Below are 19,333 nucleotides of genomic sequence, written 5' to 3'. Positions count from 1 at the left end.
ATTGGCATTATGCACCCCTTAAACTGGCACTCCATCCGCTTCAAGCTGCTGGCAGCCCTGCTGGTCAGTCTGGCCGTCGTGCTAAGCGGTTTCTACGCCTATCAGCACCGTCATGCAGAAACGCTGCTGCGTCAGGAAATCGAACAAACCCAGCTTGAGCTGGCCGAGCGCCTCTCCGATCTGCTCCAGGCCACCATGGAAACTCATGCCCGGCAGGTCGAGCTGCTCAGCAATCTGTCGCTCCTTGCAGATACAACGGTTCCTGCGCAGCGCAAGCGCAGGATTCTCGAACGCGCCAAATCAGTTGACAAAACCATTGCCTGGATCGGCTTTACCGATACTGCCGGCAATATCCTCGTGGGCACGGAGGGGCTGCTGGAAGGCAAGAACGTCGCCCATCGCGACTGGTTTATCAAAGGCATCAGGGGTCTGCATTTCGGTAATGTACACGATGCCTTTCTGCTGGCGAAAATCATGCCCAAGCCCAAATGGGACGACCTGCCACTGCGGCTGGTGGACATCTCCGCCCCCCTGCGTACCGAAAAGGGCGAAGTGGTGGGCGTACTGTGCATGCACCTCGGCTGGGATTTTGCCTTTGCTGCCCGCAAGCGGGTACTCGAAGAAATCCGCGATCTAAACAACGCCTATGAGCTGATGGTTTTAACCCCCGACGGGCATCTGCTGATGGGCACCGAAAATCTGCCCTCGAAAGCAATGACTTTTGCCAGCCTACCCGGTTTTCAGCAAGTGCGTGACAAGGAGGCCTGGCATGGCATTGTCACCTGGCCGGATACCCATCAACCCTATCTGACCACCTTCATCAACGCAGTCGCCAACCAGCTCCCCGGCCTGGACTGGATTATCGCCGTCCGCGAACCCACTGAGGTTGCATTTGCACCGGCGCGTGACCTTGCCGAAAAGACCCTGTGGGCCTTTCTCATTGCCCTGACTGTTATCTCTGCCACCATGTTTGGCCTGGTTGAATATTTCTTCCGTCCCATTGAAGCGCTCACGCGGGAAGCCGAGCGCATCAATGAAGGTGACCGCAACGTCAAGCTACCCACCTTTGACCGCCACGATGAAGTGGGTGTGCTCTCCCGTGCCCTCTCCCGCCTGATCGACAACCTCGAGCAGCAGCTGCACCAGCTGCAGGCACAGCAACGGGAGCTGCGCATCTATGCACAGATATTTGAATGCGCCCCGGTTGCCATCATGATCCTCGATGAGGACACTCACATCGTCACGGTCAATCCAGCCTTTGAACAGATTACCGGCCACACTGCCGAGCAGATCAGGGGCAAAACCCCACGCATCCTTGCTTCCGGCCGCCATGACAAGCCGTTTTACGAAAACTTCTGGAAAACCCTCTTAGAAAAAGGACAGGTCTCAACCATCATCTACAATCGCCGTGCCAACGGGGAAATCTATCCAGAGCGCCTGATCGCCGCCGTGCTCAGAGACGACAAGGGTGGGATCATGGGCTATCTGGGCATCTTCACCGACATCTCCGAAGAAGAACAGGCCCGTCAGGAAATCGAACGCCTGAGCAGAATGGACCTGCTCACCAACCTGCACAACCGCCACACCTTCCTTGATCTGCTGCAACAGGCCATGGAAAACAAGCAATCGCTCTGGCTGCTGTTCGTGGATCTGGACCATTTCAAGACCATCAACGACACACTCGGCCACCCCATTGGCGATGCCATTCTCCGCCTGGTTGGCCATCGCATTAAAGCCGCCCTGCCCGAAGGGGCCTTCGCCGGGCGCTACGGCGGGGACGAATTCCTTATCTGCCTCCCCGGCGATTTGGCTGTGGAAGAAACCGCTCGTGCCGTCGCAGCCAGTATCAAAAAGCCCTACCGACTCAATGACATTGAACTCACCGTCGGTGTCAGCATCGGCATTGCCCACCACCCCCAACATGCCGAGAACTGGAATGACCTGATCACCTACGCCGACGCTGCCATGCTCAGCATTAAGCACAAGGTGCGTGATTGGGACTGGAAGATGTTTGATGCTAAACTCCATCAACAGCTCAAACAGCGCGACTACCTGATTGGTGCGCTGAAGGATGCGCTGCACAAAAACGCCTTTCAACTGGCCTGGCAGCCCAAGGTCAGCCGCAACAGCCATGAATGGCGCAGCTTTGAAGTGCTGTTGCGCTGGCAACATAAGGGCGAGTGGATCTCACCGGCGCGCTTTATCCCACTGGCAGAAGAGATCGGCATCATCGATCAGATCGATGAATGGGTCATCACCCATGCCCTGCAAACCTGGCAGCAGTGGCAAGCGCACGGTTGGACCGAAGGATGCAGCTTCGCCCTGAATCTCTCTGCCGCCACCCTGCGCAGTCCCAAAGCCATTGAGCGGCTGGAAAACATGCTGGGAGAAACGGGAGTATCTCCCGTTCAAGTGACCATCGAAATTACCGAAACCATGCTGATGGAAGAATCCGATTCCGTTCAGCACGCCATTGCCCGGCTGGAAGCGCTCGGCTGCAGTCTCTCCCTGGATGACTTCGGCACCGGCTATGCCAATCTGGAACAGATCAGCCGCCTGCCGCTGGATCAGATCAAGATCGACCTGCGTTTCGTGCAGGGCATGCAGCAATCCCGCAAGGATCGGCTTATCGTGGAACAGATAACGCAATTTGCCCATGCACTGCAGATGACTACCGTGGCCGAAGGCGTGGAAACCGCCGAGCAGGCTGCTGAACTGGAAGCCATCGGTGTCGATCTGCTTCAGGGCTACTATTTCAGCAAACCGCTGCTGAGCGAGGCGCTGGAGGCCCATTTCCGTGCCGCCCCGACGCAGGCTCTCTGAGCACAGCGGGCGCAGAAAAACGCGCCGCAAAAAATTCAGGAGTCCCCCCCTTCCCTGGGGATGGGGTATGCTACCGAGCGGGGTGTAAAAATTTTTTACTCTCACTTTTGCAAATTTGCGCTGATAATGTAATCGAACCTGCCGCAAGGCAAGTACAAGTAAGTGTTTAACAACAAAGGAGCGCAACCATGACAATGCGTAAAAAAGAACAGGGTTTCACCCTGGTGGAAGTGGCCATCGTGCTGGTGATCATCGGCCTGCTGCTGGGTGGCGTGCTCAAGGGTCAGGAGCTGATGAAGAGCGCCAAGGTGAAAGGCGAAGCGCAGCTGCTGCAAAGCTACCAGACCGCCTACTTTGGCTTTATCGACCGCTATGGCGCCATGCCCGGTGACATGAATAGCGGCATTCCAGCCAACTGGAACATCACCGGCGGCAACGGCAATGGCACTATTAATGGCGGCGTCTGTGACAATGACGATGATGAAAGCTGTAAGGCGATCCGCATGCTGCGTGCCGCCAACTTCCTCAACGGCGACCCGGCGGAAGCGCAACCCCAGCCCAAGGACAAGCTCGCCAATGCACCCATGTCGCTTTTCAGCTCTACCGTTGCTAACCAGACCGGTGTGTGGGTGTATGTTAATGGCAATGTCGACCCTGAACTGCTCAACATCCTTGATCGGCAGATCGATGACGGCAAGTGCTCCAGCGGCAGCATGATTTCGCAAAATACCACCAACGCGAACTTCTGTGATGCCACCACCGGTGAATACCTGAGAGCGCAGCGGTACTACTACCGTATCAACTGATCCATCGCTCGGCTGAGCCAAGCCCGCCCAGGCGGGCTTTTTCTTTCAGCACCCTCAATGTCTCTCAAAAAGGCGCTGATACGCCACACTGCCCCCGCATTTTTGCAACCGCAAAAAAATCGGACTCTAAAAAAGTCGGGGACCCCCCTACAGGCGGGTCAATTTCCAGTACAGGGGCAGGCTGATCAGCAGCCACCCTTCCAGCGCCAGCGGCGCGATGGACACCAGCATGCGTGGCAGCATCGACCAGTCCGTAAACACGGCCTGCGGCTGCAGCACCACGTTGACCGCCAGCCAGCCGTACACCGCGGTGCCCAGCAGCACGCCTGGCAGCCACACGCGCATGCGCCTGCCCAGCCAGCCGGAGCACAGGGCGCAGATCCACAGCAGCACCGATAGCGCCATCATGCCCACCGCGCCAACCACGACAAAATCGACCCAACTCGGGGCAGGCTGATTCAGCCCATAGGCGAGAATTTCTGCAATCCACGGCAGCGTGCCGAGCCAGGCCAGCAGCCCCAGCAGGGCGAATCCGTACAGCCTGCGCGGCTTCAAGGTCGGCCCCCTGGGAACAGATGGCGCACATGCCCCAGGCTGACGGCAGGCCAGTGATGCCGCCACGCCCACACCAGCAGCTGCGTTGCCACCAGCGTGGCAAATATCGCCAGACCAAGATCAAGGCGCTTTTTTTCCGGCATGTCCCGCCCCCTTGTGATTTAGTCCGCCCAAATGTCCGTCAGGATTTCTTTTTGCGTGCCGGCGCGCGACGCCCGCGTTTTTTCGCCGCCGGCGCCTCATCGAGGCGCTTCTGACACTCTTCCAACGTCAGCGCCATGGGATCTTCCGTCTTGGCGATCTTGGCGTTCTTTTTGGTTTCCGTATCGGTGATATACGGCCCCCAGCGCCCCTTGAGAATCTTCACATTGGTGCCCGGGAAGCTGCGGATGATCTTGTCCGCCTGCGCGGCCAGATGCGCCTTGACCACATCCACCGCCTCCTCCAGCGTCATCGACAGGGGGTCATAGCCCTTGAGCGGCGCATACTGCTTGGGCCCAAACTCCAGATAGGGCCCGAAGGGGCCGCGTTTGGCGATCAGCCTGGCGCCCTTGTGCACGGCGAACACCGTCCCGTCCGCCGCTTCGACGCTGAAATCTTCGGGCATTTCACCCAGTTCCCGCGGCAGCTTGAACAGCTCGAGCGCATCCTCGAGCGTGAGCGTATCCATTTTCTGACCGGGAGAGAGACTAGCGAAAACCGGCTTTTCTTCGCCGTCTTCGCCACCATCGCCCAGCTGCACATAGGGGCCGAAGCGGCCGATCTTGACCATCACCGGCTTGCCAGTTTTGGGATCCGTGCCCAGCTGGCGCACCTGCCCCGCCTCCTCGCGGGAGACGTGCTCGGCCGCTTCCACTTCCGGATGGAATTTGGCGTAGAACTCGGAGAGCATCTTGCGCCACGCCAGCTCGCCAGCGGCAATCTCGTCCAGCTCCTCCTCTACATGGGCGGTGAACTGATAATCCATGATGTCGGCAAAGTGCTTCATGAGAAAATCGGTGACGATACCGGCGATGTCGGTGGGGAAGAGCTTGGCCTTTTCGGCGCCGGTGGTTTCCGTGCGCGTTTCCGACGCCACCGCACCGCTTTCGTCCACGCTCAGCACCCGATAGGCGCGCTCCACCCCTTCGCGATCTTCCTTGACCACGTAACCGCGCTGCTGAATGGTGTCGATGGTGGGCGCATAGGTGGACGGGCGGCCAATGCCCAGCTCTTCCAGTGTGCGCACCAGTGCCGCCTCACTGTAGCGCGCCGGCCCACGACTGAAACTCTGCCGTGCCGTCAGCGTCCCCAGCTTCAACGCCTGCCCTTCATGCATCTTCGGCAGCAGGCCGCTGTCCTCTTCACTGCCGGGCACCCCATACACCTTCATGAAGCCGTCGAACACCACCACTTCGCCCTTGGCCTGCAGCATTTCCGGCCGCTCGCTCAGGGCGATGTCCACTGTGGTGCGCTGCAGGCGGGCATCAGCCATCTGCGACGCCAGCGTGCGCTTGCGAATCAGCTCGTACAGGCGCTGTTCGTTGCGATCCTGCGAAACCACCTTCGCGCTCAGATCGGTGGGGCGGATCGCCTCGTGCGCCTCCTGCGCATTGGCGCTCTTGCTCTTGTACTTGCGCACCTGCACATAGTCCTTGCCGAACTCGCGCTCGATCACCCCTGCCGCCTGTGCCAGCGCGATATCGGACAGATTGACCGAGTCGGTTCGCATGTAGGTGATCTTGCCGGCCTCATACAGCCGCTGCGCCAGCGTCATGGTCTGCTTCACGGAAAAGCCCAGCTTCTGGGAGGCTTCCTGCTGCAGGGTGGAGGTGGTAAACGGCGGCCGCGGGCTGCGCTTCGCCGGTTTCTCCTCCACCCGCGCCACCCTCATCTGGCTACGGGCCGCCGCCTCGAGAAAGGCGTGCGCCTCGCTTTCCGTTGCAAAGGCCTTCGGCAGCTTCACCGCTACCGTATCTACAGGCTGGCCGGCGTCATCCAGCAGCACCAGCTCACCCTGAATGCGGAAGCTCACCTCCGGCTCAAACGCCTCGATTTCCCGCTCGCGCTCCACAATCAGACGTACGGCAACGGACTGCACGCGCCCCGCCGACAGTCCAGTGCGGATCTTTTTCCATAGGATGGGCGACAGCTCGAAACCGACGATACGGTCGAGAATGCGGCGTGCCTGCTGCGCGTCCACCAGGTTCATGTCGATGGTGCGCGGCGCCTCAATGGCCTGCGTGATCGCCGGCTTGGTGATTTCGTGGAAAACGATGCGTTTGGTGGAAGCCTTGTCCAACCCCAGCGCCTCGGCCAGATGCCAGGCAATGGCCTCCCCCTCGCGGTCCTCATCCGTTGCCAGCCAGACGGTTTCCGCCCCCATGGCCAGCTTCTTCAGCTCGTTGACCACCTTTTTTTTGTCCGGTGTGATCTCGTAATGGGGCTCAAAACCATGCTCGATATCGATACCCATGCCCTTTTTGGGCAGATCACGGATATGGCCGTAGCTGGAGCGGACGGTAAAGTCCTTGCCGAGGTATTTTTCAATGGTCTTCGCCTTCGCCGGCGACTCCACAATGACCAGGTTTTTCATGCGTGTCCTTTATAAATGGCTGTTGTTTCTTTTTAATAAGGTAGCCGAAAATTTTGAGATCAACGCACTCTTTTATACAGGTTGCCTGGCAGCGCCTCAATCCAGCCCTCCAGTTCCAGCCCCAGCAGCGTGCTCTGCAAGGCACTCACCGGCCACTTGGTCAACACCGCCAGCTCATCCAGACTGATGGGGGAAAAGTCCAGCTGCGAAAGCAACTGCCGCTGCTCGGCATCCGTCGGCAATGCCTGCGGCGCACCTGGCGCTGAGGTTTCCAGCATCAACTCGGCCTGCAATACATTGCTGAGCCCTTCCAGCACCTCCTGCGGCGACTCCACCAGCGTCGCGCCCTGCTTGATGAGACGATGACAGCCCTTCGCCATGGGATTGTGAATGGAGCCGGGAATGGCAAAGACTTCGCGCCCCTGCTGCATGGCCAGCCGTGCGGTAATCAGCGAACCACTCTGCTCTGCCGCCTCCACCACCAGCGTGCCCAGGCTCAGGCCGCTGACGATGCGATTGCGCCGCGGGAAGTTGCGCGCCAGCGGCCGCGTTCCCTGGGGAAACTCGGACACAATCAGCCCCCTGGCAGCGATCTCATGCGCCAGCGGCTTGTTGGCGGCCGGGTAGATGCGATCGATACCGGTCCCCAGCACGGCAACGGTGCTGCCAATGCCCTGAAGCGCCCCCCGGTGTGCCGCTGCATCGATCCCGTGTGCCAGCCCGCTGGTAATGGTCAGCCCGGCCTCAGAGAGCACCCTGGAGAATTCTTCCGCCGTGCGCAAGCCTTCGCGGGTGGCATGTCGCCCGCCCACAACGGCCAACTGCGGCGCCTGCAGCAGCCCCACATTACCCATGGCAAACAGCAGCGGTGGCGCATCGTCCAACACCTTCAGCTGGGACGGATAAGCGTCGTCCTGCCAACGCAGCAGCACATGCCCCGGCTTGTCCAGCCAAGCCTCAAGCCCGTCTGTGGGCTGAAGCTCGCAAAAACGCCGCGCCTGATTTTCGCTCAGCCCACACTGCACCAGCGCAGCCTGATCCAGCGTGAGCGCCTGCTCGAAGTCGCCTGCCTGCTCCAGAAGGGCCTGCACCTTCTGCAGGGGCAGATCCGCGTAGAGCACCTGTTGCCAGAATGTCAGTTCCGCTACCGTCACACCGCCTCCCAGCGCCTTCGATATAATGGGGCAATCAAACCAGTCAAGGAAAAGATAGCATGGCCGCGTTGCCGATTCGACTCTATCCTGATGAAATTCTACGCACCGAGTGCAAGCCGGTGGAGATGTCCGACCGCATCGCCACCCTGATCGACGACATGCTCTACACCATGTACGAAGCACCGGGTATCGGTCTTGCGGCCCCGCAGGTGGGGGAAGACATTCGCGTGCTGGTGGCCGATGTGAGCGAAGACAAGTCTCAGCCCATCGCTTTGGTGAACCCGGAGATCGTGGACAGCGCCGGCGTCATCGACTACGAAGAGGGCTGCCTCTCCCTGCCTGGCGTCTATGCCAAGGTGCGCCGCCCCAGCAAGGTGAAGGTGCGCGGACTGGACCGCGACGGCAAGCCCGTGGAGATCGAGGCGGAAGACCTGCTGGCGGTATGCCTGCAGCACGAGATCGACCACCTCAACGGCGTGCTGTTTATCGATCACCTCTCGGCACTGAAGCGCAACCGCCTGATGCAGAAATACCGCAAGGAGCTGAAGCAGCGGGGCGACGCATGAGCAAACCGCTGCGCATTGTCTTTGCCGGCACCCCCGACTTTTCCGTGCCGCCGCTGCAGGCGCTGTTGAAAGCCGGGCATGAGATCGTCGGCGTCTATACCCAACCGGATCGCCCCGCGGGGCGGGGCATGAAACTGCGCCCCAGCCCGGTGAAAGCCAAGGCCCTTGAGCATAATCTGCCCGTTTTTCAGCCGCAAACGCTGCGCAACGCCGATGCCCTGGCGCAGCTGGCCGCACTGCGGCCGGACGTGATGGTGGTGGTTGCCTACGGCCTCATTCTGCCACAGGCCGTGCTCGACATCCCCACACACGGCTGCCTCAACATTCACGCCTCCCTGCTGCCCCGTTGGCGTGGAGCCGCACCCATTCAGCGCGCCATCGAAGCAGGCGATGCAGAGACCGGCGTGACCATCATGCAGATGGATGCCGGCCTCGACACCGGCCCCATGCTGCTGAAAAAGCGCACCCCCATTCTGGAAGAAGATACCGCCCAGACCCTGCACGATCGCCTCAGCCAGCTGGGTGCAGAGGCTATTGTGGAAACGCTGGACCAGCTGGACAGCCTGGTGCCAGAGCCACAGAACGACAGCGAAGCCACCTACGCTGCCAAGCTGCGCAAGGAAGAGGGCGCCATCGACTGGCAGCAGCCCGCCGCCGTCATCAAGCGCAAGATCCACGCCTTCAATCCGTGGCCTACGGCGTATACCAGCTGGCAGGGGAAACCACTCAAGCTGCTCACCGCCACCGCCCTGCCCGAGCAAAGCGCAGCGGCGCCCGGCACTGTCACGGCGGTGCACCGTGACGGCATCGATATTGCCACCGGCGAGGGCACGTTGCGGGTGCACGGCCTGCAACCGGCAGGCAAGCGCCCCATGGCGGCGGCCGATTTTGCCAACGGGCACGCCCTGCTGGGCACACGACTGGGTGAGGCATGAGCGACGCCCGACGCCTCGCGTGGGAAGGCCTGCAGGCCGTCATTATCGACGGTCGCTCACTCAGTGCGGTGCTCCCACCCCTGTTGCAGCAGTGTCCACCGGCCGAACGCGCGCTGTTGCAGAACCTGCTCTATGGCGTACTGCGCTGGCTGGAAAGCCTGCGCGCGCTGCTGCGACCGCTGCTGCACAAGCCACTGAAAAACAAGGATCGCGACATCGAGCTGCTGCTGCTCATGGGCCTCTATCAACTGCACTGCATGGACGCCATTCCGGCCCACGCTGCCGTAAACGAAAGCGTGCGCCTGCTGCCAAAAAAGAAGGCCTGGGCCCGCGGCCTCATCAACGGCGTGCTGCGCAATTTTGCCCGCACATCCCCCGACACCCGTGCCCAATGGCTGGCCTGCTGCGAACGGGCCCGCTACAGCCACCCTGACTGGCTGATCGAACGTCTCAAAGCCGACTGGCCCGAAGCGTGGGAAACCATTCTCGAGGCCAACAACCAGAACCCGCCGCTCAGCCTGCGCATCAACCCACTGAAAACTGACCGCAACAGCTGGATGGCCCTGCCCGAGGTGGCCGCACAGAAACCTCTGCCTCACGCCCTGTCGCCCCAGGCGGTCATTCTGGAAACGCCCTGCGACGTCACCCGCCTGCCCGGCTATGCCGAAGGCGCCTTCAGCGTGCAGGACGTGGCTGCGCAGCAGGCGGGCTTTCTGCTCGATCCCAAACCGGGCGAGCGCATTCTCGATGCCTGTGCCGCCCCTGGCGGCAAGACAACCCACCTGCTGGAACTGACGCGTGACAAAGCCTATGTGCTGGCACTGGAAAAGGATCCGCAGCGCATTCCCCGGCTGCAGGAAAACCTGCAAAGGCTCGACCTGCACGCACAGGTGCGCCAAGGGAACGCCGCCAAACCCGACGACTGGTGGGACGGCAAACCCTTCGACAGGATTCTGCTGGACGCCCCCTGCTCCGCCACCGGCATCATCCGCCGTCACCCTGACATCAAATGGCACCGTACCCCGGCAGATATCGCGCAGCTGACCGCCACCCAGGCGAACATCCTGCACGCCCTGTGGCCGCTGCTGAAGCCGGGCGGCTGGATGCTCTACAGCACCTGCTCGGTGCTGGCGGCAGAAAACCGCCTGCAGATGGAAGCCTTTCTGGCAGACACCCCCGACGCACAGGCGATGCCGATCAGCCACCTGCCGTGCCACGGGAACCCGGGCTGCCAGATCTTTCCGGGCGATGCAGATATGGACGGGTTCTATTATGCGTTGCTGCAAAAAACGGCCTGAATGGCTGACCCTGCTGCTAACCGTTCTGCTGGGCTTCACACCGCTGCCCTCGAGCGCCAATGACGCCGCCCCCAGCGTCACCATGCTGTTTCTGCATCACTACGTGGAGGACGAAACAGTGCTGGCCGATCTACGCCTGCGCCCACGCCTCTCGACAGCCATGCTCGATGCGCTCACCCATGCCATTCCGCTCTTTTTCGAAACCCGCCTGCGACTGGTGGAACACACGCGCCTGTCGGGACTGATTCCACTGCAGCGCACCATCAGCGAAACCCGCTTTTCCCTGCGGCTGGACTATCTGCCGGAAAAACGGCAGTGGCGCCTGCTCAATATCGACAGTGGGCGCGTGCGCCACGATGACCTGCTGGATGAAGCGCTGGAGACGCTCGGCACCTACACGGGCATCCCGGTCGCCTCCATGACCCAGTTGCATCCGGGCATTGCCTATACAATTGAAGCGCGCTTCCGCCTGAATCGGAATCGCCTGCCCGCCCCCCTGTGGCTGAAAAGCCTGGGCGATCGCAACTGGCAGCTGGACAGCGGCTGGTATCGAACCAATGTGGACCCGCGAAAACTATGGCAAAGATAGCCGGCAGCCTGTTTAACCTGCTGCGCCAGTATGGCGCCATCACCGCCGTGTCCGTGCTGACACTGGTAGCCCTGGTAATGCTCAGCCAAAGCCTGCAGCAAGCGGCCACCTTCGCCGAGAGCTACATGCTGCTGCTGATGATCGCCATCGGTGGCCTTGTGGTCCTGCTGACGCTACTGATGCGCACCGTCATCAAACTGTGGCGCAGCGTCCGCAATCACCGCCCCGGCAGCCGCATCACCCTGCGCCTCGCCGGCATGATCACCACGCTGGTGGGCGTGCCCATTCTGATCATTTACCTCTTTGCCCTGCAGTTCATTCTGCAGGGGATCGATGCCTGGTTTGACGTCAAGACCGAAACGGCGCTGAAAAATGCCACCGAAGTCGTCCAACTGACCTTCGACAGCCGCAGCCGCAATCTGCTCAAGCTGGCACGGGAAGGCGGCACCCTGTTTCAGAATGATCTGGACACCTCACCCGCCGTTGCGCTGGAAAAGCTGCGCGCGCTGCTGGATGCCGAAGAGGTCAGCCTCTACAGCCCCGACCGCCAGCTGATCGCCTTCAGCAGCGCCAGCACCGACGTCAATATTCTGCCGCAACCCATTCCGGACAACCTGTTCCGCCAGGTACGCAATGGCCAGCCCTATGCAGCGCTGGAGGCGCGCGAAAAGCCGGCACCAGGACAGTTCTTCCGCATCGTGCTGCCGGTCGAACGCAGCAGCGACAAAGCCCTGCTGCAGGCCATCGTACCGGTGCCCGATCAGCTGGTGAAGCCGGCCGAAACCACGGAACGCGCCTACAAGGAGTACCTGCAGCGCGCCTTCCTGCGCGAACCGCTGAAAACCGCGCTGACCCTACTGCTCAGTCTGGTGGTGCTGATGGCACTGCTGTCGGCGCTGCTGTTCAGTATCCAGCTGGTGCAGAACTTCACCCGTCCCATCCGCGCGCTCACGCTGGGCACCCGACAGGTCGCCGCCGGCAGGCTGAAGCCCCTGCGCGACGAAATGCCTGACAACGAGCTGGGCGAACTGTTGCGCTCCTTCAACAACATGGTGGAACAGATCAAGCGAGCACGGCGCACGGCCCGCATCAGTCACCAGCAGAGCGAGCTACAGAAAAGCTATCTGCAGACCATCATCAGCACCCTGTCCAGCGGCGTGCTCACCCTGGATGCATCCGGGCGGCTGCGCCTCTACAACGTCCAGGCGGAAGAGCTGCTCGGCGTGCAATTGAACCGCCTCGTAGGCACCCGTCCGGGCCATCGCCTGGACCAGTTGCAGCATGCCGGTTTTGCCGAGCTGTGGCACCATCTGGAACCGCTGCTGGACAAGGCCGCTGGCCCGTGGCAGGTTCAGATGACCTATGCTGACGGACCGCACACCCGCATCCTGCTCATTCACGGCGCGCCATTGGGGGAGCAACCCAGAGGCGGGCACGTGCTCGTCATCGACGACATCACTGATCTGATTCAGGCGCAGCGCAATGCTGCGTGGCACGAAGTGGCCCGCCGGCTGGCCCACGAGATCAAGAACCCACTCACCCCCATTCAGCTATCCGCCGAGCGGCTGGCGTTCAAGCTTGCACGCCACCTGCCCGAAAGCGAACGTAGCCTGCTGGAGAAGCTGACCCAGACCATCGTCGAGCAGGTGCAGACCATGCAGGCGCTGGTGGACGCCTTTACCGACTATGCCCGCGCACCGCGACCGGAGAAACAGCCGGTGGACGTCAATGCCCTGCTCGACAGCATGGCCCAGCTCTATCAACGCCCCGGCCTGTCGCTGACGCTGGATGCTGATCCCCACTGCAATAACCTGCATGCCGACCCCAATCGCCTGCGCCAGCTGCTGCACAATCTCATTAAAAATGCCATCGAAGTGCAGGAAAATCAGGACACGGCCACCGTCACCCTGTCCACCCGCTGTGACGACGCAGAGGTGGTCATCAGCGTGTGCGATCGCGGGCCTGGTCTGCCGCCCGATGCAGCCGGCTGGATCTTTCAGCCCTATGCCACCGGCAAGCCCCAGGGCACCGGGCTGGGGCTGGCTATTGTCAAAAAAATCGTCGAAGAGCATAATGGTACGATTGAGCTGGCCAGCGGGCCGAACGGCACCTGTTTCCATATTCAACTACCGGGTCAGACGCATACATGACATTACCGCGCGGGCACATTCTGGTCGTGGATGACGAGAAGGATATCCGCAGTCTCATGCAGGATATCCTCGAAGATGAAGGCTACGAGGTCACCACGGCAGCCAACGGTGTACAGGCGCGCGATGCCTGGCGCAAGGGCGCGCCCGACGTGGTCTTTCTCGACATCTGGATGCCCGACATCGACGGCATTACCCTGCTGCGGCAGATGAAGGAGGAGGGCCTGCTGGAACACTCCAACGTGGTGATGATCTCTGGCCACGGCACCATCGAGACCGCGGTGGAAGCCACCCGCCTCGGGGCGTGGGACTTTCTGGAAAAGCCGCTGTCGCTCAACAAGCTGCTGGTAGCCACCGAACGCGCCCTGAAGCACCTGCGCCTGCACCGCGCCAGCCGTCAGTTCCGCGCCCAGCAGGACTGGGACAATCAACTGGTGGGCAAGAGCCGCGCCCTACAGCAACTGCGCGCCGATGCCGAACGCCTCGCCCGCTACACCATGCCGGTGCTGTTGCGCGGCGAACGCGGCAGCGGCCGTCACCAGTTTGCCCGCGCCGTGCATGCCCAGTCGCCCCGGGTCAACCGACCACTTTTAGTGCTGGACGCCCAGGCGTTGAACGCCGACCCTGAGCGCTGGTTTGGCCGCGAAGCCGGTCAGGATGTACGCATCGGCGAGATCGAAAACGCCCGCCGCGGCAGTCTGGTCATCAACGACATCGACCGCCTCGACGGTACCCTGCAGAGCACCCTGCTGGACATTATCCAGAACGGGCAGTTTCAGCGCATCGGCGGCGACAATCCGGTCAACCTGGACGTTCGCCTGTTTGCCCTCAGCGAGCAGCCGCTGGACGTCGCCGTCGAGTCGGGGCGCATGCTGCCGCAACTGGCACAGCGCCTGCAGCTGACGGAAATCGTCATGCCGCCGCTGCGGCAGCGGCTGGATGACCTGCCCGACCTGATCGCCTATTTCACCGACCGACTGGCCCGGGAGCAGGGCCTGCCGTGGCGCGAGTTCACCATCGGCGCACAGAATGTCCTGCGCCAGCACACCTGGCCCGGCAACCTGATCGAACTGCAGAACCTGCTACAGCGTCTGCTTTTGCAGGGCGAAGGCCCCATTGACGACACCGAAGTGCGCGCCGCGTTGGAGAAACCGGCAGCGGCGCCACAGCAGAGCAGCATCGATACCCGCCTGCCACTGAAGGAGGCTCGCGATGCCTTCGAACGGGACTACCTGCGCCAGCTGCTGCGGGAAACCGGTGGCAATGTCTCCGAAACCGCCCAGCGGGCCGGCGTGGAGCGCACCCATCTGTATCGCAAGCTCAAGCAACTGAACATCGACCCCAAGAACCCATGAGACCCGAACCATGAACATTATCATTCTGGGCGCCGGACAGGTCGGCAGCTCGCTGGCCACCCTCCTCTCCCGGGACCCCGACAATGACATCACCCTGGTGGATGTGGATACCACCCACCTGCAGAAACTGCAGGATCACTTGGATATTCGCACCATCGCCGGACATGCGTCCGACCCGGCCATTCTGGAAGAGGCCGGGCTGGAAATGGCCGACATGCTTATCGCCGTGACCCGCAGCGACGAAACCAATCTGGTCGCTTGTCAGCTGGCCTACCTGCTGCACAAAACACAAACCAAGATTGCCCGTATCCGCAACACCGCCTACCTGAATCGCCCGGAACTGTTCGACTACCGCAACAACCCGGATGCCATGCCGGTGGACGTACTTATCAGCCCGGAAAACCTAGTGACCGAGCACATTCTGCGACTGGTGCAGTACCCGGGCGCACTGCAGGTGGTGGACTTTGCCGACGGCAAGGTGCGACTGGTGGCCTATCGCGCCCACCGCGATGGCAGGCTGGTGGGCAAGACCGTGCAGGAAATCAAGGCGACGCTGCCCCCTGGCGTGGAAACCCGCATCGTCGCCATCTACCGTCGCGATGAAGTCGTGATTCCAAGCGGCGACACCACCATTGAGGTGGGCGACGAAGTGTTCTTTCTGGCGCGGCCCGAACAGATCGAGACCATCGCCCAGGCCCTGCGCGGCACCAAGGTGTCCCGCTCGCGACACATCATGATCGCCGGCGGCGGCAATATCGGTCTTGCACTGGCGCAGGCACTGGAAAAGGATCACATCGTCAAGGTGATCGAGCAGAATCTGAGCCGTGCGCGCTATCTGGCCGAACATCTGGACCACGCCATCGTGGTGCAGGGTGACATCACCGACAAGGAGCTGCTGCTGGACGAAAACATTGACGAAGTGGGCCTGTTCATTGCCGTTACCAACTACGACGAGGCCAATATCATCTCCAGCCTGCTGGCCAAGAAACTGGGCGTCAAGCGCGTTATCAGCCTGATCAACAACAACACCTTCATTGATCTACTGCACCTCAACCAGATCGACGTGGCCATTTCCGCCGACCAGATCACCACCAACCGGCTGCTGCATTACCTGCGCGAAGGGGATACGGTGCGCGCCGTAACCCTGCGCCGGGGGGCGGCAGAAGCGATGGAAGTGGTGCTGCACGGTTCAGAGAATAGCTCGCAGGTGATCGGCAAGCGCCTGATCGACATCCCCTGGCCGGAAAAGGTCACCGTGGGAGCGATCGTGCGCAACGGCGAAGTCCTGTTCGCCCGCAAGGATCTGGAGCTGGAAGCGGAAGACCACATTATTCTGTTTGCGGCCGATCCCAGGACAGTGGACAAGGTGTATACCCTGTTCGCGCCTGAACAGCCAAGGAAGCGGTGGTTCTGATGCACCTGGGCATGATTTTCAAGATCATCGGCATTCTGCTCAGCGCCTACAGTATCAGTCTGCTGCCGCCGCTGGGCATTGCCGCCCTGTATGGTGATGGCGCCTTCCACTCCTTTGCGGCCACACTGCTGCTGACCGCTGCGGTCGGTGGGTCGCTGTGGTACAGTCTGCGTCATGAGAAGGGGGACCTCAAGATCAAGGACGGCTTTTTGATCGTCATTCTCTTCTGGACGGTGCTGGGAATGGTCGGTGCTATCCCCTTCCACTATGCCCAGCACGTGCAGCTGAGCTGGACCGACGCCATCTTTGAATCCTTTTCCGGCCTGACCACCACCGGCGCCACCGTCATCAGCGGGCTGGACGAGCTGCCCCACGCCATCCTGTGGTACCGCCAGCAGCTGCAGTGGCTCGGCGGCATGGGGATTATCGTACTGGCGGTGGCCATTCTGCCCATGCTCGGCATCGGCGGCATGCAGCTCTATCGCGCCGAAACCCCGGGGCCCATGAAGGACAACAAGCTGGCTCCGCGCATCAGCGAGACGGCGCGCACCCTGTGGTATATCTATCTACTGCTGACCCTCGCCTGCGCGGTCGCCTACAAGCTGGCCGGCATGAGCTGGTTCGACGCCATTGGCCACAGCTTCTCCACCGTGGCCATCGGCGGTTTTTCCACCCACGACGCCAGCATCGGCCATTTCAACAGTGTGGCAGTGGAGTTGATCGCCATGGTGTTCATGTATCTGGCCGGCATCAACTTCGCGCTGCACTTTACCGCCTGGCGCACCCTCTCGCCGCGTCCCTACTGGCTCGATCCGGAGTTTCGCACCTACACCCTGCTGCTTACCAGCGGCATTGTGGTGAGCACCCTGTATCTGTGGCTGACCAGCACCTATGCCGACCCGCTGCAGGCGCTGCGCTATGCCAGCTTCCAGACCATTTCGCTGGCCACTACCACCGGTTTTGCCAGCACTGACTATCTGAGCTGGCCGGCGTTCGTGCCGGTTTTGCTGGTGATCATGAGCTTTATCGGTGGCTCGGCCGGCTCCACCGGTGGCGGCATGAAGGTGATCCGCTTTTTGCTGTTGTTCCGTCAGGGTCTGCGCGAAATCGTGCGCCTGCTCCATCCCAATGCGCTGATTCCGCTCAAGCTGGCCGGCCGCGTAGTGCCGGAGCAGGTCATCAGCGCGGTGTGGGGCTTTTTCTCCCTGTATGTGTTCATCTTTGCCGCCATCGGCCTCGCGATCATGGCCTTCGGCATCGATCCGGTGACGGCCTTTTCCGCCGCGGCCGCCACGCTCAACAACCTCGGCCCGGGACTGGGCGAAGTGGGCAGCAATTTCGCCACCATGCCGGATCCGGTAAAATGGATCTTAACCTTCGCCATGCTGCTGGGGCGGCTGGAGCTGTTCACGCTGCTGGTGATCTTTACCCGCGCCTTCTGGCGCAGCTGAGGTGCCATGACTGCAACGCAGGCCAAGTGGGACGAAAAATACGCCGACGCGGCGCTGTCCACCCCCGCAGAACCTGCTTGGGTGCTGCAGGCCCACACCCGCCTGCTTCCCCTGAAAGGCCGCGCACTGGACCTGGCTGCCGGCCTCGGCGGCAACGCCCGCTACCTGGCCCGGTGCGGGCTGCAGGTGGATGCCTGGGACATCAGCACCGCCGCCGTTGACCTGCTCAACCGCTGGGCAAGCACCTACAAGCTGCCCATCCACGCCAAACAGGTAGATCTGGCGCACTTTCCCTGGCCTGAAGCCCACTACGACGTGGTGGTGGTAAGCCGCTATCTGGACCGCCATGCCTTTGACGCCATCAAGGCGCTGGTAAAACCCAACGGCCGCCTGTTCTATCAGACCTTTCTGGCACCGGTACAGCCCAACGGCCCCCGCAATCCGGACTTCTATGTGCATAGCGGCGAACTGGTGCAGCACCTGCTGCCGTGGCGCATCGATGTGCACGGCGAAGGCTGGCTCCCGGACAACGACGGCGAGAAACGCCGTTATGCCTGGGCGGTGGCACAAAACCGGAAGGCAGAACGATGACCCGCCTCGCCTGCCTTGACCCCTGCTGCCCCATCGACACTCAGGCTGCACTGGAAAGCTTCGTTGCCTTTTCCCGACAGTTGATGGACTTTCATGACATCGGCTGGTGGTGCATCCACTACGACCTGGATCCGGATTATTTCTACTGCAACGACGCCATGAACACCATGTTCGGGCTGGATCCGAGCCGATACCGTCATTCCATCGCGGAAACCTGCCCCATTGCAGGTGACTTCAACAGGTATGTTGCAAAGGTGGATCAGGCCGTTGCCGACAAAGTATTCGTCGATTACGAGGCGCTGCTTCAGGGCAAGGCGGAACGCTACGACAACATTTTCCCCTTCCGTGCGCCAGAGGGCACAATCCGCTACTTTCGCTCACAGGCAATGGTTTTGCAGCGGGACGAACAGGGGCGCCCAACCCTGATTCAGGGGCTGATTGTGGAGATCACCCTCGAGGTCGAACTGCAGCAGCAACTGCAGGCGGACAAGCTGCACTACAAACGGCTTTCGGAACTGGATGGCCTGACCGGGCTGTTCAACCACACCACCCTGCTGCAACTGTGCGAAAAGCAGCTGCACGAAGCACGCCGCACAGACCGTCCCTTTTCGATCTGGTATCTGGATCTGGACTTTTTCAAGGCGATCAACGACGAGGCCGGCCATGCCGAAGGCGACCGCGTACTGCGCGACTTCGCCCGTTTTCTGAAAGCCTTTTTTGACCGTCCCAACGATATTGTCGGGCGCCTGGGCGGCGAAGAGTTCCTTGCCTGTACCCTGGGGCCGGACTTTGCCGCGGTACAGGCGATGAAGCAGCGGTTTCAGCAACGCATGAAAGATGTGCCCATCGTCTCCGGCCGAAAGAGTCCTCCCCACCTGACCGTCAGTGGCGGCATCATCTGGATGGATCCACTGCAGATTCACTGCACACTGGACGAATTGATCCACCAGGCCGATATGCTGCTGTATCAGGCCAAGCAACAGGGACGCGACCGTCTGATTCTTTCCCATGCCCGCTGTTAAGCGCACGCAAAAGCCCGCCAGTCCCCCTACAGCGTATACCCTGACGCCTGCT

At 61.3% G+C, this 19,333-nt stretch carries 16 protein-coding genes; 12 read left to right on the top strand and 4 right to left on the bottom strand.

What is annotated here, in order from left to right; genetic code table 11:
* Window positions 1-9: 9 nt before the first annotated feature.
* A complete protein-coding gene (locus tag BUQ81_RS00925; protein WP_074200525.1) occupies window positions 10-2,823 on the top strand; it encodes a bifunctional diguanylate cyclase/phosphodiesterase in 2,814 nt (937 codons plus the stop codon).
* 188 nt (window positions 2,824-3,011) lie between these two features.
* A complete protein-coding gene (locus BUQ81_RS00920; RefSeq protein ID WP_074200524.1) occupies window positions 3,012-3,629 on the top strand; it encodes a prepilin-type N-terminal cleavage/methylation domain-containing protein in 618 nt (205 codons plus the stop codon).
* 147 nt (window positions 3,630-3,776) lie between these two features.
* Here BUQ81_RS00920 and BUQ81_RS00915 read toward each other — a convergent pair whose 3' ends face one another.
* The 4 genes from BUQ81_RS00915 to dprA are packed head-to-tail and all read right to left on the bottom strand — an operon-like array spanning window position 3,777 to window position 7,913.
* On the bottom strand, window positions 3,777-4,184 hold the full coding sequence (locus BUQ81_RS00915) for a hypothetical protein (RefSeq protein WP_074200523.1): 408 nt from the start codon (window positions 4,182-4,184) through the stop codon (window positions 3,777-3,779).
* Window positions 4,181-4,327, bottom strand: a complete 147-nt coding sequence (locus BUQ81_RS08685; RefSeq protein WP_159432245.1) for a hypothetical protein — start codon at window positions 4,325-4,327, stop codon at window positions 4,181-4,183. Before BUQ81_RS08685 ends, BUQ81_RS00915 begins: the two co-directional genes overlap by 4 nt.
* A gap of 38 nt (window positions 4,328-4,365) precedes the next feature.
* Window positions 4,366-6,759: a type I DNA topoisomerase gene (gene topA, locus BUQ81_RS00910; protein ID WP_074200522.1), complete on the bottom strand. Its 2,394-nt coding sequence runs from the start codon at window positions 6,757-6,759 to the stop codon at window positions 4,366-4,368.
* A gap of 59 nt (window positions 6,760-6,818) precedes the next feature.
* Complete coding sequence (gene dprA, locus BUQ81_RS00905; RefSeq protein WP_074200521.1) at window positions 6,819-7,913, bottom strand: DNA-processing protein DprA; 1,095 nt, start codon at window positions 7,911-7,913, stop codon at window positions 6,819-6,821.
* A gap of 59 nt (window positions 7,914-7,972) precedes the next feature.
* On the opposite strand from dprA, the gene def reads away from it, so the two are divergent.
* From def to BUQ81_RS00855, 10 genes are read left to right on the top strand one after another with little or no spacing between them, the layout of a single operon-like run.
* Complete coding sequence (gene def / locus BUQ81_RS00900; protein ID WP_074200520.1) at window positions 7,973-8,479, top strand: peptide deformylase; 507 nt, start codon at window positions 7,973-7,975, stop codon at window positions 8,477-8,479.
* On the top strand, window positions 8,476-9,414 hold the full coding sequence (gene fmt / locus BUQ81_RS00895) for a methionyl-tRNA formyltransferase (RefSeq protein WP_074200519.1): 939 nt from the start codon (window positions 8,476-8,478) through the stop codon (window positions 9,412-9,414). Before def ends, fmt begins: the two co-directional genes overlap by 4 nt.
* Window positions 9,411-10,712, top strand: a complete 1,302-nt coding sequence (rsmB, locus tag BUQ81_RS00890) for a 16S rRNA (cytosine(967)-C(5))-methyltransferase RsmB (protein ID WP_074200518.1) — start codon at window positions 9,411-9,413, stop codon at window positions 10,710-10,712. The genes fmt and rsmB overlap by 4 nt, the downstream gene beginning before the upstream one ends.
* Window positions 10,687-11,301, top strand: a complete 615-nt coding sequence (locus BUQ81_RS00885) for a DUF4390 domain-containing protein (protein WP_074200517.1) — start codon at window positions 10,687-10,689, stop codon at window positions 11,299-11,301. Before rsmB ends, BUQ81_RS00885 begins: the two co-directional genes overlap by 26 nt.
* A complete protein-coding gene (locus BUQ81_RS00880; RefSeq protein ID WP_074200516.1) occupies window positions 11,289-13,451 on the top strand; it encodes a sensor histidine kinase in 2,163 nt (720 codons plus the stop codon). Before BUQ81_RS00885 ends, BUQ81_RS00880 begins: the two co-directional genes overlap by 13 nt.
* On the top strand, window positions 13,448-14,803 hold the full coding sequence (locus tag BUQ81_RS00875) for a sigma-54-dependent transcriptional regulator (RefSeq protein WP_074200515.1): 1,356 nt from the start codon (window positions 13,448-13,450) through the stop codon (window positions 14,801-14,803). Before BUQ81_RS00880 ends, BUQ81_RS00875 begins: the two co-directional genes overlap by 4 nt.
* 10 nt (window positions 14,804-14,813) lie before the next feature.
* On the top strand, window positions 14,814-16,217 hold the full coding sequence (gene trkA, locus BUQ81_RS00870) for a Trk system potassium transporter TrkA (RefSeq protein WP_074200514.1): 1,404 nt from the start codon (window positions 14,814-14,816) through the stop codon (window positions 16,215-16,217).
* Window positions 16,217-17,668 carry a TrkH family potassium uptake protein gene (locus BUQ81_RS00865; protein WP_074200513.1) on the top strand — a complete coding sequence of 484 codons (1,452 nt, stop codon included), beginning with the start codon at window positions 16,217-16,219 and terminating at the stop codon, window positions 17,666-17,668. The genes trkA and BUQ81_RS00865 overlap by 1 nt, the downstream gene beginning before the upstream one ends.
* A 6-nt stretch (window positions 17,669-17,674) precedes the next feature.
* Window positions 17,675-18,259, top strand: coding sequence for a class I SAM-dependent methyltransferase (locus BUQ81_RS00860; protein ID WP_074200512.1), 585 nt, complete (start codon window positions 17,675-17,677; stop codon window positions 18,257-18,259).
* Window positions 18,256-19,281, top strand: coding sequence for a GGDEF domain-containing protein (locus tag BUQ81_RS00855; protein ID WP_074200511.1), 1,026 nt, complete (start codon window positions 18,256-18,258; stop codon window positions 19,279-19,281). The genes BUQ81_RS00860 and BUQ81_RS00855 overlap by 4 nt, the downstream gene beginning before the upstream one ends.
* Window positions 19,282-19,333 lie beyond the last annotated feature (52 nt).

The sequence above is a fragment of the Sulfurivirga caldicuralii genome (assembly GCF_900141795.1).
GTDB classification, from domain to species: Bacteria; Pseudomonadota; Gammaproteobacteria; order Thiomicrospirales; family Thiomicrospiraceae; genus Sulfurivirga; species Sulfurivirga caldicuralii.
Note: the sequence above shows the minus strand (reverse complement) of the source record. Positions and strands in the feature narration are given on the sequence as shown.

Bases quoted from the DNA above. Each gene is read 5' to 3' on its own strand.
- BUQ81_RS00925 (WP_074200525.1), top strand. From the start codon at position 10: ATGCACCCCTTAAACTGGCACTCCATCCGCTTCAAGCTGCTGGCAGCC.
- BUQ81_RS00920 (WP_074200524.1), top strand. From the start codon at position 3,012: ATGACAATGCGTAAAAAAGAACAGGGTTTCACCCTGGTGGAAGTGGCC.
- BUQ81_RS08685 (WP_159432245.1), bottom strand. From the start codon at position 4,327: ATGCCGGAAAAAAAGCGCCTTGATCTTGGTCTGGCGATATTTGCCACG.
- topA (WP_074200522.1), bottom strand. From the start codon at position 6,759: ATGAAAAACCTGGTCATTGTGGAGTCGCCGGCGAAGGCGAAGACCATT.
- def (WP_074200520.1), top strand. From the start codon at position 7,973: ATGGCCGCGTTGCCGATTCGACTCTATCCTGATGAAATTCTACGCACC.
- fmt (WP_074200519.1), top strand. From the start codon at position 8,476: ATGAGCAAACCGCTGCGCATTGTCTTTGCCGGCACCCCCGACTTTTCC.
- rsmB (WP_074200518.1), top strand. From the start codon at position 9,411: ATGAGCGACGCCCGACGCCTCGCGTGGGAAGGCCTGCAGGCCGTCATT.
- BUQ81_RS00885 (WP_074200517.1), top strand. From the start codon at position 10,687: ATGCGTTGCTGCAAAAAACGGCCTGAATGGCTGACCCTGCTGCTAACC.
- BUQ81_RS00880 (WP_074200516.1), top strand. From the start codon at position 11,289: ATGGCAAAGATAGCCGGCAGCCTGTTTAACCTGCTGCGCCAGTATGGC.
- BUQ81_RS00875 (WP_074200515.1), top strand. From the start codon at position 13,448: ATGACATTACCGCGCGGGCACATTCTGGTCGTGGATGACGAGAAGGAT.
- trkA (WP_074200514.1), top strand. From the start codon at position 14,814: ATGAACATTATCATTCTGGGCGCCGGACAGGTCGGCAGCTCGCTGGCC.
- BUQ81_RS00865 (WP_074200513.1), top strand. From the start codon at position 16,217: ATGCACCTGGGCATGATTTTCAAGATCATCGGCATTCTGCTCAGCGCC.
- BUQ81_RS00860 (WP_074200512.1), top strand. From the start codon at position 17,675: ATGACTGCAACGCAGGCCAAGTGGGACGAAAAATACGCCGACGCGGCG.
- BUQ81_RS00855 (WP_074200511.1), top strand. From the start codon at position 18,256: ATGACCCGCCTCGCCTGCCTTGACCCCTGCTGCCCCATCGACACTCAG.